The sequence below is a fragment of the Christiangramia aestuarii genome, assembly GCF_009735585.1.
GTDB lineage: Bacteria > Bacteroidota > Bacteroidia > Flavobacteriales > Flavobacteriaceae > Christiangramia > Christiangramia aestuarii.
In genome coordinates, this window is the sequence record NZ_VJVW01000005.1 from 84759 (window position 1) to 97961 (window position 13203).

The following is a 13203-nucleotide window of genomic DNA, read 5'->3' on the forward strand; positions in this document are numbered from 1 at the left end:
TACTTAATACTTATTAGACCCTATTATTTAAATGCTATGAAGAAATTTTTATTGGTATCAGGAATGGCCTTGAGCCTCATTTCCTGTGGTGAAAACGGAAATGATTCAGATACCGTTCAAAAAGAAGAAAACCTTGAAAAACCTTCCGGGGAACAGACCCAGGAACCAACCGGGGTGCCCGACCCTATTGATGCGGAAAGTTCAGATAAATATTCTTATGAATTAGTTGTTGAAGACCTTGACATTCCATGGGGGTTTACTTTTCTGCCAGATGGAAGCATGCTAATCACCGAGAAAAAAGGTGAGATCATTCACTTTAAAGACGGAAAGAAAACAAAAATCCAGGGTGCGCCAGATGTTTATGATCGTGGACAGGGAGGATTACTGGATGTAGTACTTCACCCAGATTACGAGAGTAATGGCTGGATCTACTTTACCTATTCTTCAAAAGAAGGTGAAGGTGATGGCGGAAACACTGCGCTTATGAGGGCAAAACTTGAGGGTGATAAATTAACTAACAAGCAAGTTCTATATAAAGCATCTCCAAATACTACCAAAGGTCAGCATTTTGGTTCTAGGATCGCCTTCGATAATGAAGGTTATCTGTATTTCAGTGCCGGGGAGCGTGGAGCACGTGATGTGAACCCACAGGACATCACCCGCGACAATGGTAAGGTATATAGACTGAATGATGATGGTAGTGTGCCTTCAGATAATCCATTCGTTGGTCAGGAAAATGCTGTTGAAGCTATATACTCTTATGGTCATCGTAATCCACAGGGAATGATCTTTAATCCTGAAACCAATGAGATCTGGGTGCACGAACATGGCCCAAAGGGTGGCGATGAGATCAATGTGGTAAAAAAGGGAGCTAATTATGGATGGCCCGTGGTAACTTATGGAGAAAATTATGACGGCACGCCTATTACCGATGAAAGATCGAAACCGGGTATGGAAGACCCGATCTTCTACTGGCTACCTTCTATCGCGCCTAGTGGATTTGCTTATGTAACTTCAGACAAATTCCCCGAACTTAAAGGAAACCTTCTGGCAGGATCATTAAAATTCCAGTACCTGGAACTATTAAACCTGGACGGAAAAAAGATCACCAAAAGAACTAAATTGCTGGATGGTGTGGGAAGAATGAGAGATGTAAGACAGGGACCTGATGGAAACATCTATGTGGCCATAGAAGGAAAAGGAATCGCTAAACTTACTAACAAACAATAATATGAAAAAACTGCTTTTTATTTTTGGACTGGCTGCTGCCATGGTAGCCTGTAAATCTGATAAAAAAGAAAAGGACGCTGAAGCCGATGAAGAATCGTACGTGATCCCATCTTCAGAAAAATCGAGTGAAAAGACACCGCTCACTGCAAGTATCGAAAGAGGAAAAAAGATCTATAACGAACTTTGTGTGACCTGCCATTTACCAACCGGTAAAGGAATTGCAGGCACCTATCCTCCACTCGATGGCTCAAACTGGCTTACCGAAAAAAGAGAGGAAAGCATCAGGGGTGTAAAATATGGTATGCAGGGGCCTATCGAGGTAAATGGAGAAAAATACGATAATGTAATGACCCCTATGGGATTAAGCGACCAGGAAGTGGCTGATGCCATGAACTACATTATGAACTCCTGGAGCAATAATATTGATGAAATGGTAACTGTAGAAGAAGTAGCCGCCATCGAAAAGAAATCTGAATAAGGATTTGCAAATAAATTAAAGCCGGACACGCAAAAATGTCCGGCTTTTTTAATTCTGAAGATTTCGTTTTGTGCTAAAATTGGTCTGCAATTCTGCAAATGCTTTTTAAAAACTAATATTACCTTTGCCGAAATTTTAGGAACATGCTTATAATTGGTATTGCCGGTGGAACCGGTAGCGGAAAGACCACGGTTGTTAACCAGATCATAGACGAGTTGAAACACGAGGAAGTAGATGTGATCTCACAAGACTCATATTATCAGGATACTACCCACCTTAGTTTCGAGGATAGAAAAAAGATAAACTTTGATCATCCAAAATCCATAGATTTTGAACTGCTTGGAGAGCACCTGGAAAGTTTAAGGGCGGGAAAAAGCATTCAGCAACCGGTATATTCCTTTAAAGAGCATAATCGTACCGGGGAATTCGTAGAGATCCAGCCGCGAAAAGTGGTGATCGTAGAAGGTATCCTAATCCTTACCCATCCTGAGATCAGGGAACTTTTTGATATCAAGATCTACGTACATGCAGATAGTGACGAGCGATTAATTAGGAGGTTGAAACGCGATATTGCCGATCGCGGACGCGACCTGGAAGAAGTACTTTGGCGCTACCAAACGACGCTAAAACCAATGCATCAGCAGTTTATAGAACCAACCAAGGAATTCGCAGATATTATAATCCCTACCAATCGTTACAATACGGTGGCTGTTGATATCGTTCAAACGATAATCAAAGATCGCTTAACCTAATTTTGTATCTTTAAAGCTCATGAAATTTAAAGACCTGCGCAGAAAACCCTGGTTCAGAATCATCAGCAATAAATATGTGCTGATAATGCTGGTTTTCGGCATATGGATGTTCTTTTTGGATACCAATTCATGGTTTATCCATCACGAACTGGATCAGGAGATCGAAGAACTGCAGGACAACAAAGAATATTATCAAAAGGAAATCGCGAAAGACAAGGCGGTCATAAAAAAGCTTCAGGATTCTGTGGAACTCGAGAAGTTCGCCCGGCAGAAGTACTATATGAAACGACCGAATGAAGACATCTATATTATAGAATATGACACCATAGATTAAATTTTCGCCAACTTTCCAACCAAAACCAACGAAAATGAAACAATTGTTATTTCAGGAATTTGAAGAAGTTTCTGCAAAACAATGGAAACAGAAGATTCAGGCAGATCTTAAGGGAGCCGATTATAACGAAAAACTGGTCACCCAAACCCTGCATGGCATCGATATTAAACCCTTCTATTCTTCTGAAGATATCGAGGATACACTGAAGGTTTCGAATCCCGCTCACTGGAACATCTGCGAGAAAATCTTTATCACCTCGGCCGAGAACGCTAATGAAAAGGCGCTTAATAAACTTCAGAAAGGGACCGAAGCTATCTGGTTCATTTTACCCGAAAAAGAAATCGATTTCGCTGTACTTTTTCAAGGTCTTCCGGAAGGTCTGCCCATCTACCTTAAACCGGAATTCATCGATGCCGATTTCGTAAAAAAACTTGACAGCTTCCTGGAAGTAAAGTCTTATAAAGTTTTCCTGCAAACCGATATTATAGGAAAACTTGCCCGTACCGGGAACTGGTTCAACAACCTGAAGGACGACCATGAACAGCTTGACCGCATCGTGCAGGATTCGAAGAATTTCGCCTCTGTAGTTAGCATCAACTTATCGCTTTTTCAGAACGCCGGAGCTAATATTCCCCAACAACTGGCCTATAGCGTGGGGCAGCTAGCCGAGTACCTGAACCACTTTTCTGAAATGGACCTTTCTGAAGACCAAAAGAAAAAATTCAAATTCCAGTTTACAGTATCGCTAGGTTCAGATTATTTCTTTGAAATTTCAAAGATCAGGGCACTGCGCTGGCTGTTTGCGACCATTGCTACGGAATTCGGTTTCAATACCGAATGCCATATCGTAACAGAATCCACCAAACGAACCAAGACTTTATACGATTTTAACGTGAACCTGCTTCGCACTACTACTGAAAGTATGAGCGCGATCCTGGGCGGGGCCGACGCTGTTTGCAATATGCCTTACGATGCTATCTACCATAAAGACAATGAGTTTGGGGATCGCATTGCCAGAAACCAGCTGCTTATCATGAGAAATGAAAGCTACCTGGATAAGGTAGGCAACGTTGCCGAGGGAACTTATTATGTGGAAACCCTTACCAGACAACTGGCCGAAAAGGCCCTGGAGATATTCAAAGAGATCGAAAAAGGTGGCGGATTCTTAAAGGAGCTCAAGGCAGGCGTCATCCAGAGGAAAATAAAGGAAAGTGCTAAAGAAGAGCAGGAAAAATTCGATAGCGGAGAACTGGTACTTATTGGGACCAATAAATTCGAAAATCCCGAAGACCGGATGCAAGACGATATTGAGTTATTCCCATTCTTAAAGAGAAATCCAAGAAAGACCTTACTTGAACCTATACTTGAAAAAAGGCTGAGTGAAGAAAAAGAACAGAAGCGATTAGAAGAAGAAAAACAAAGCCAGCCAACCCAATAAAATCAAGATTTATGCAACGCAAAGATCTTCAAAATATAAAGCTAGCCAATAAGGAATTTTCTACCAGAAAACCTGAATCGGAAAAGCAGACTTTTACCACTCCCGAAGAGATAGAGATAAAAACCTCCTATTCTATAGAAGATATTTCTGAAGCGGAACATCTGAATTTCGCAGCTGGGATCCCGCCCTACCTGCGCGGACCTTATAGTACCATGTATGTGAGCCGTCCGTGGACCATCCGCCAATATGCAGGATTTTCAACGGCAGAAGAAAGCAATGCTTTTTACAGAAGGAACCTTGCTGCCGGGCAGAAAGGACTTTCTGTAGCATTCGATCTTCCTACCCATCGCGGTTATGATTCAGATCATGAGCGCGTCGTTGGCGATGTTGGAAAGGCAGGAGTTGCGATCGACTCGGTCGAAGACATGAAAATATTGTTCGACCAGATCCCGCTGGATAAAATGTCGGTTTCCATGACCATGAACGGAGCAGTATTGCCTATCATGGCCTTTTATATCGTCGCTGCGGAAGAACAGGGTGTGAAGCCGGAACAGCTTTCGGGAACCATTCAGAATGATATTTTGAAGGAGTTCATGGTGAGAAATACGTACATCTACCCTCCTACACCTTCCATGAAGATCATTTCAGACATATTCGAATACACCTCCCAGAATATGCCGAAATTCAACAGCATCAGTATTTCAGGCTACCATATGCAGGAAGCTGGGGCTACCTGCGATATTGAGCTGGCCTATACTTTGGCTGACGGACTTGAATACATAAGAAAAGGACTGGATGCGGGGATGGATATCGACAGTTTCGCGCCAAGGCTATCCTTTTTCTGGGCAATTGGGATGAACCATTTTATGGAGATCGCGAAAATGCGCGCCGGAAGAATGCTTTGGGCAAAACTGGTAAAACAGTTCAACCCCAAGAACCCAAAATCACTATCATTGAGAACTCATTCCCAGACCAGTGGATGGAGTTTGACCGAGCAGGATCCGTTCAACAATGTTGCCAGGACCTGTATCGAAGCTGCCGCGGCGGCCTTCGGCGGAACCCAGAGCTTACACACGAACGCTCTAGATGAAGCCATTGCCCTGCCAACCGATTTTTCCGCAAGAATAGCCAGGAACACCCAGCTGTACCTTCAGCAGGAAACCAATATTACCAAAACAGTGGATCCCTGGGCCGGAAGTTTTTACGTTGAAAAGCTAACCGAAGAGATCGCCCAAAAAGCCTGGAAACTCATTGAAGAAGTAGAAGAGCTAGGAGGAATGACCAAGGCTATTGAAGCAGGAATCCCAAAAATGAGGATTGAGGAAGCCGCCGCCAAAAAACAGGCTCGAATAGACAGCGAGACCGATGTGATCGTTGGGGTGAACAAATATCGACTCGATAAAGAAGAAGAGCTGGTCACCCTGGAGGTAGACAACCAAACCGTTAGACGCCAGCAGTTAGCAAGACTTGAAAAAATAAGGGCAGAAAGGAACGAGGAAAAAGTACAACAAACCCTGGATAATCTTAGAAAGGCAGCCAAGGATGAAAATGGCAATTTACTGGCATTAGCAGTAGATGCTGCCAGGGAAAGAGCCAGTTTGGGCGAGATAAGCAATGCGCTTGAGGATGTATATGGCAGGTACAAGGCCAAGATTCAATCCTTTAGCGGGGTATATTCAAAAGAAATGAAAGACAACAGCTCCTTCAATAAGGCCAGGGAAATGGCCGATAAATTCGCCGAAATGGAAGGCCGCAGGCCAAGGATTATGATCGCGAAAATGGGTCAGGATGGACACGATCGCGGTGCCAAGGTAGTCGCGACCGGATACGCCGACCTGGGCTTCGATGTGGATATAGGTCCGCTTTTCCAGACCCCTGCCGAAGCAGCCCAACAGGCAGTAGAAAATGATGTGCACATCCTGGGAGTTTCTTCATTGGCCGCAGGACATAAAACCCTCGTGCCTCAGGTCATAGATGAACTGAAGAAATTAGGACGAGAGGATATCATGGTGATCGTGGGCGGAGTGATCCCTTCACAGGATTATCAGTATCTATTTGATGCCGGTGCAGTCGCCGTTTTTGGTCCGGGAACCAAGATCAGTGACGCAGCGATACAATTACTTGAAATATTAATAGACGAATAAAGACATAAAACCAACCAAGATATGGACTTAAAGAAAAAAATGCTTCGGGACGATGCACTTAAAGGAAAGAATATTATCGTAACCGGAGGAGGTAGCGGACTGGGAAAATCAATGACCAGATACTTCCTTGAACTGGGAGCTAAGGTTGCCATCACCTCGAGAAATCTTGAAAAACTTCAGAATACAGCGAAAGAGCTGGAAGAAGATACCGGCGGAAGCTGTTTCGCGGTACAATGCGATGTAAGGCACTACGACCAGGTAGAAGCCATGCGTGATGCCGTGGTTAAGGAATTCGGTTCTGTGGATATACTTCTGAACAATGCCGCGGGTAACTTCATTTCTCCTACCGAAAGGTTGAGCGCCAATGCTTTTGATACTATCATAGACATCGTGTTGAAAGGAAGCAAGAATTGTACGCTTGCCCTTGGGAAACACTGGATCGACAAAAAAGAAGAGAATAAGACCATTTTGAACATCGTAACTACCTACGCCTGGACCGGATCGGCCTATGTAGTACCTAGTGCTACCGCAAAAGCTGGAGTTTTGGCCATGACCAGGTCTCTGGCTGTAGAATGGGCCAAATATGGCATCAGGTCTAACGCGATCGCACCCGGACCATTCCCAACTAAAGGAGCCTGGGACAGGTTGCTACCTGGCGATCTGAAAGAAAAATTCGATCTGGCTAAAAAAGTTCCGCTAAAGCGCGTGGGTGACCACCAAGAGCTCGCAAATCTTGCGGCATACCTGGTTTCGGACTTTTCAGCATATCTGAATGGGGAAGTAATCACGATAGATGGAGGAGAATGGCTGAAAGGCGCCGGTCAGTTCAATTTACTGGAAGCAGTTCCTGAAGAAATGTGGGATATGTTAGAGCAGATGATAAAAAGCCAAAAAAAATAATTTTAGCCTTTAAGCATTTAAGATACCCCCCCACCTGTGAGAAACCAATTAATCTTATGGGGAGTTATGCTATTATGCCTAAACAGCATGGCACAAAAGCAAATCTCCCCAAATGCCACTATTTATTTTAAAGATCAATCAATACAATCAGCTTACATTAATTTTAATAGAATAAATGACTATTCAGAAATAAACTATCGTCAAAAAACCGAATCCAAACCTGAGACTATTAAGCCTCAGAAGGTTGACAGTATAGTTTCAAAAGACCGAAAGTTTATTTATTCAACCAGGACCATTGGAGATCAGAATTATTTTCAGCAAAAGTTAATAGGCGGATATGCCGATTTATTTCACCTAAAGGATGAAACCAGAGACGAACGTTATTTCGTTTCTCATCCCGTGCATGGTGAGCAAGAATTGAGCATGAAATCTAAAAAGGCTTCTAATAGTGGTAAAACTTATAATCAGGAAACCAAGCAATATCTCGGAACTCTTTCTTTACTTCTAAAAGATTGTCAGCCTGAATATTTAAATAATACCAAGTTTAATATTCGCAGTATTTCCAAAACACTGAAGGCATACAACGAATGTAAAAACAAGCTAACTTACATAGCTGAAGAAATTGAGAAAAAACCGGAATTCAGGATTGCCTTTATGGGAGGTGCCAACTTCACTACCATTAGCACAAATAACCAATCTTTAACAGGAGATTTTGGCTATCAAACAGGAATGGACCTGGGAATGGAGCTGATATTTATTCCTACTTTCACAAAATCTCATTTTCAGGTGGCGCTTGGGATCAATTATTCTGATAAGGGAGGTGAAGCAGAATACCTTAGGCAAAGGTTCGACCGGGCCATCATAGACTACGAAATGATTGCTTTCGACCTTTCCCTTAGATATAGTTTCCTGCCTTCCACCTCGAAATTGAATCCGTATATAGGGGTTTTCGCCAATAAGTCCTTTTTTTTGAAAGATCAGGGTGAGCGAATGCTTAGAGTTTCAGATTCTGATGGAAATACCGACTATCTGATAGACCTTGGGGTAAGTTTTCCGAACTCTTTCCCTCTAACTTTTTCAGCCGAAGCAGGTATGAATTATAAATTGACCAACAAATCGGGACTAACTTTCAATGCCAATATTTTTCAACATAATGATGGAGAAGCGTTTTTCGAGACGAAAGGCTACGCCCTTCAACTTGGCTATTATATAGCTCTTTAAACTATGCAGTTAGAATATTAACAATATCGGCAAGCTGTTAACAATTTCATTTTCTAAACCTATAATAAATTGTATTTTTACCTTTCAAAAATCAGACACTTTTAATGGGTAAAATCATTGCTATTGCCAACCAAAAGGGAGGCGTGGGAAAAACCACAACATCTGTGAACCTCGCGGCTTCGCTTGGGGTTCTGGAAAAAAAGATATTATTGATTGACGCCGATCCTCAGGCCAATGCTACCTCAGGCCTGGGCATAGATGTTGAAGAAGTGGAAAATGGAACCTACCAGTTGCTGGAGCACTCCATAAAAGCTGAAGAAGCCATTCAGAAAACCAGCTCTCCCAACCTGGACATCATCCCGGCACATATAGATCTTGTAGCCATTGAAATTGAACTGGTAGACCAGGAGAACAGGGAGTCCATGCTCAAGAAAGCTATCGAGCCTTTAAGAGACATGTACGACTTTATCCTGATAGACTGCGCTCCTTCCCTGGGATTGCTTACACTGAACGCACTTACAGCTTCAGACTCTGTGATTATCCCGATACAATGCGAGTATTTTGCGCTGGAAGGACTTGGAAAGCTATTGAACACCATAAAAAGTGTACAGAAGATACATAATAACAAACTGGATATCGAAGGCCTGCTGTTAACCATGTACGACTCTAGGTTAAGGCTTTCTAACCAGGTGGTAGAAGAAGTGAAGAAACATTTTGATGAAATGGTCTTTGAAACAATCATTCAACGAAATGTGCGTTTAAGTGAAGCGCCGAGTTACGGGGAAAGCATCATCAATTATGATGCTTCGAGCAAAGGAGCCAGCAACTACCTGAGCCTGGCACATGAAATCATCAAGAAAAACTAATACAAATGGCGAAGGCGACCAGAAAACAAGCATTAGGAAGAGGACTTTCGGCCCTGTTAAAGGATCCCGATAATGATATTAAATCTGCTGAAGATAAAAATGCCGACAAACTGGTTGGCCATATAGTTGAACTGGAACTATCTTCTATTGAAGTCAACCCATTTCAGCCAAGAACAAGTTTTAACGAGGAATCCCTGAAAGAACTGGCTTCTTCTATCCGTGAGCTGGGAGTTATTCAGCCTATTACGGTTAGAAAACTGGATTTTGACAAGTACCAGCTGGTATCTGGAGAAAGAAGGTTCAGGGCCTCCAAACTGGTGGGACTGGAAACCATCCCCGCCTATATCAGGATAGCTAATGACCAGGAATCCCTGGAAATGGCCTTGGTAGAAAATATCCAGAGACAGGACCTTGATCCTATCGAGATCTCCCTGTCTTACCAACGCCTGATCGACGAGATCAACCTCACCCAGGAGCAGTTAAGCGAGCGCATTGGGAAGAACCGTTCTACCATCGCCAACTACCTGAGACTATTAAAACTTGACCCTATCATCCAGACCGGGATGAGAGATGGTTTTTTAAGCATGGGCCACGGTCGTGCGCTTATCAATATAGATGATCCGCAAAAACAGCTCGATATTTACGAAAAGATCATCCAGAAATCCCTTTCGGTTAGAGAAACCGAAAACCTGGTTCGAGAACTGAATTCTGGTGGAAAGCAAACCTCTGCTACTAAAAAGCCTGCTGTGCCTAAAACCTATAAAAAAGGCATCAAGGAATTCAACGAATACCTTGGCACCAAGGTAGATGTGAAGGTCACCAAAAAAGGCAGCGGAAAACTAACTATCCCATTTTCTTCGGAAGAAGACTTCGAAAGGATCAAAAAACTAATTCGAGGTGAGGCCTAATCTTAATCTTTTCCTGTTCTTTTTCCTGCTGATCGCTTCCATAGCTTCAGCGCAACAGGATTCCCTACTGGTTAGCCAGGAAGGCAGATCAAAAAGGGAACTGAAAAAAGAACAAAGGGAAAAAGACTACGAACCCTATAATGCCCTCGCCCCGGCCAAAGCAGCATTTTATTCTGCTGTGCTTCCGGGTTTGGGACAGGCCTATAATGGCAGTTACTGGAAGATCCCTATCGCCTACGCCGGCCTGGCTACCGGGGTTTATTTTTACCTGGAAAATGACAAGCAATACGACAGATACCGGGAGGCCTATAAAAACAGGCTAGCCGGCAGACCAGACGAATTCACCGTAGACGGAAATACCCGGATCACCAATGACGGACTTATACGGGCACAGGAGTTCTACCAGAAAAACAAGGAGATATCCATCCTGGTCACGGTCGGGATCTATGTCCTGAATATCATAGATGCTAACGTTGAAGCTCACTTGCGGCAGTTTAACGTTGACGAAGACCTGTCTGTAAAGCCAAATTTCGATTTCGATGCGCTTTCAGGCAAAACCAATTACGGACTTACATTAAATTATAATTTCTAAGATGAAAATTGCGCTTTTAGGTTACGGAAGAATGGGTAAGACCATCGAGGAGATCGCAGAACAACGCGGGCATGAGGTTGTTTTAAAAGTTAGCGATGATATAGATAATCATGAGCTGGACGGGTCTAAGATAGATGTCGCTATAGACTTCAGTATTCCCAAGGCGGCATTCAAGAACATCACCACCTGCTTTAAACATAATATCCCCGTGGTAAGCGGGACAACAGGTTGGCTCGATAATTACGAAAAGGCCCGTAAGATCTGTAAGGAAGAGGATTCGGCTTTTATCTATGCTTCTAATTTCAGTTTAGGAGTGAACGTTTTCTTTGAACTGAACAAAAAACTGGCCGGCATGATGCAGGGCCTTGAAGATTACAAGGTCGATATCGAAGAGATACATCACACCCAGAAGCTGGATGCTCCCAGTGGAACAGCTATTACCCTGGCCCAGCAGATCATAGAGGAAAACTCAAAACTTAAAGGCTGGCAACTGGATGATGCAGATGAGGATGAAATCCCAATCTACGCCAAAAGAGAGGAAAACGTACCGGGCACACATACCGTGACCTACGATTCTCCTATAGACAGTATCGAAATTAAGCATACCGCGAAATCCAGGCAGGGATTTGCCCTTGGTGCCGTGGTTGCCGCTGAATACCTCAAAGGCAAACAAGGGATATTCACCATGAAAGATGTGCTTTCAGAGCTTTTTAATAATTAAAATGTAACATTTCCGGGCGATCTGAGCCTTATACCGTAAAGAATCTAAAATATGACTTTTACCGAATGGTTTATCTTTTTCCTGCTTATCCAGGTAGTACATTTTCTTGGAACCTGGAAATTATACCAAAGAGCTGGAAGAAAAGCCTGGGAAGCCGCCGTACCAGTTTATAACGCGATCGTTTTAATGCAGATCATCAACCGGCCTAAATGGTGGGTTATCCTCATGTTCATACCAATAGTAAACCTGATCATTATCCCGGTGATATGGGTAGAAACCATAAGGAGTTTTGGACGTAATTCTACCGCCGAAACATTTGCGGTGATACTCACCCTAGGATTTTATATCTATTACGTGAATTACGCCACCAACGATGCCTATATCGCAGATCGTGACCTTAAGCCAAGAACCGAAGTAGGTGAATGGGTGAGCTCTATTCTGTTCGCAGTGATCGCGGCAACCATTGTGCATACTTACTTTATGCAGCCTTTTACCATACCGACTTCTTCCCTCGAAAAAACTTTATTGGTAGGTGACTTTCTCTTCGTGAGCAAATTCCATTATGGCGCCAGGATCCCGGGAACTGCGGTAGCTTTTCCTATGGTACATGATACCATCCCAGTGCTGGGAGTAAAATCTTATTTAAATAAACCACAGATCCCCTACCTGAGATTTCCCGGTTTTGAAAATGTGGAGCGCAACGACATCGTGGTTTTCAACTGGCCGGTAGACACCGTGCGGAAGTTTTTCGACAGGTCGGGCAAACATTATAAAAAACCTATCGATAAAAAGTCGAATTATGTAAAAAGAGCCGTAGGGGTTCCCGGTGATTCACTTTCTGTAGTAGACGGTTACGTGCATATCAATGGAAAACAACTGGAACTGCCAGATCGCGCCAAACCCCAGTTTTCATATATAGGAACCACCAAGGGCCAAAGATTCAATCCACAGGTTCTTTATAAGCGTTATGACATTACCGACGGTTTTGGTTACCTGGAAAACAACGGATTCTTTATACAGTCGCTTTCCGATGAAAATTACGAAAGATTCAAGAACCATCCGAATGTAGCTTCCATAAGAAGATACGTGGACTCTGCAGGGGTTAAAAAAGCCAGCCTATTCCCGAATGATGGCAAGCGCAGCTGGAACAATGATAATTTCGGGCCTATCTATATTCCGAAGAAAGGAGCTACAGTAGAGCTCACTCCACAAAGCATGGCTTTTTACAAGGAGATCATTGAGACCTATGAGGGAGACGAAATGGGTATGGAGAATAAACTTAGCATCAATGGAACCCAGGTTCTGCTGAACGGCCAGCCTGTAGATTCTTACACCTTTAAACAGAACTACTACTGGATGATGGGTGATAACCGAAATAATTCTGAAGACAGCCGCACCTGGGGCTACGTACCCGAAAATCATATTGTTGGGAAACCTGTATTCATCTGGCTGAGCTGGGATTCTAATGCCAGCGGTTTCGACAAGATCAGGTGGGAAAGGGTCTTTACCACGGTTAAGGGTGATGGTGAACCAACTTCATTCCTTCCCTATTTCCTTATCGTGGTGGTTATTTTCTTCGGATGGAAATATTTCAAGAAACGTAAAGAAGAAGCCTAGAT

Annotated in this window: 13 protein-coding genes; all 13 read left to right on the plus strand. The window is 43.2% G+C overall.

The genetic code is table 11. The features are described 5' to 3' along the window. Positions 1–36 precede the first annotated feature (36 nt). The 13 genes from FLP08_RS13190 to lepB all read left to right on the plus strand — a co-directional run bounded on the left by FLP08_RS13190 (position 37) and on the right by lepB (position 13201). Positions 37–1230, plus strand: coding sequence for a PQQ-dependent sugar dehydrogenase (locus FLP08_RS13190; RefSeq protein ID WP_156277333.1), 1194 nt, complete (start codon positions 37–39; stop codon positions 1228–1230). A gap of 1 nt (position 1231) precedes the next feature. Then, the gene (locus FLP08_RS13195; RefSeq protein ID WP_156277335.1) at positions 1232–1708 is read left to right on the plus strand and encodes a c-type cytochrome; all 477 of its coding nucleotides are present in this window, start codon (positions 1232–1234) and stop codon (positions 1706–1708) included. A gap of 143 nt (positions 1709–1851) precedes the next feature. Then, positions 1852–2460: a uridine kinase gene (gene udk, locus FLP08_RS13200; protein WP_156277337.1), complete on the plus strand. Its 609-nt coding sequence runs from the start codon at positions 1852–1854 to the stop codon at positions 2458–2460. Positions 2461–2479: 19 nt separating this feature from the next. Further along, positions 2480–2794 carry an FtsB family cell division protein gene (locus FLP08_RS13205; RefSeq protein WP_156277339.1) on the plus strand — a complete coding sequence of 105 codons (315 nt, stop codon included), beginning with the start codon at positions 2480–2482 and terminating at the stop codon, positions 2792–2794. Positions 2795–2828: 34 nt separating this feature from the next. Continuing rightward, on the plus strand, positions 2829–4232 hold the full coding sequence (locus FLP08_RS13210; protein ID WP_156277341.1) for a methylmalonyl-CoA mutase subunit beta: 1404 nt from the start codon (positions 2829–2831) through the stop codon (positions 4230–4232). Positions 4233–4243: 11 nt separating this feature from the next. Next, on the plus strand, positions 4244–6376 hold the full coding sequence (scpA, locus tag FLP08_RS13215) for a methylmalonyl-CoA mutase (protein WP_156277343.1): 2133 nt from the start codon (positions 4244–4246) through the stop codon (positions 6374–6376). 21 nt (positions 6377–6397) lie between these two features. Next, positions 6398–7276 carry an SDR family oxidoreductase gene (locus tag FLP08_RS13220; protein WP_156277345.1) on the plus strand — a complete coding sequence of 293 codons (879 nt, stop codon included), beginning with the start codon at positions 6398–6400 and terminating at the stop codon, positions 7274–7276. Between the two features lie 87 nt (positions 7277–7363). Further along, entirely contained in the window at positions 7364–8497 is a 1134-nt protein-coding gene (locus FLP08_RS13225) for a hypothetical protein (RefSeq protein ID WP_156277347.1), read from the plus strand. Between the two features lie 104 nt (positions 8498–8601). Further along, a complete protein-coding gene (locus tag FLP08_RS13230) occupies positions 8602–9363 on the plus strand; it encodes a ParA family protein (protein ID WP_156277349.1) in 762 nt (253 codons plus the stop codon). Positions 9364–9368: 5 nt separating this feature from the next. After that, positions 9369–10271, plus strand: coding sequence for a ParB/RepB/Spo0J family partition protein (locus FLP08_RS13235; protein WP_156277351.1), 903 nt, complete (start codon positions 9369–9371; stop codon positions 10269–10271). Then, entirely contained in the window at positions 10261–10863 is a 603-nt protein-coding gene (locus FLP08_RS13240) for a DUF5683 domain-containing protein (RefSeq protein ID WP_341485018.1), read from the plus strand. The genes FLP08_RS13235 and FLP08_RS13240 overlap by 11 nt, the downstream gene beginning before the upstream one ends. Position 10864: 1 nt before the next feature. Beyond that, a complete protein-coding gene (gene dapB, locus FLP08_RS13245; protein ID WP_156277353.1) occupies positions 10865–11584 on the plus strand; it encodes a 4-hydroxy-tetrahydrodipicolinate reductase in 720 nt (239 codons plus the stop codon). Positions 11585–11635: 51 nt separating this feature from the next. Then, positions 11636–13201, plus strand: a complete 1566-nt coding sequence (gene lepB / locus FLP08_RS13250; protein ID WP_156277355.1) for a signal peptidase I — start codon at positions 11636–11638, stop codon at positions 13199–13201. Positions 13202–13203: the final 2 nt, after the last annotated feature.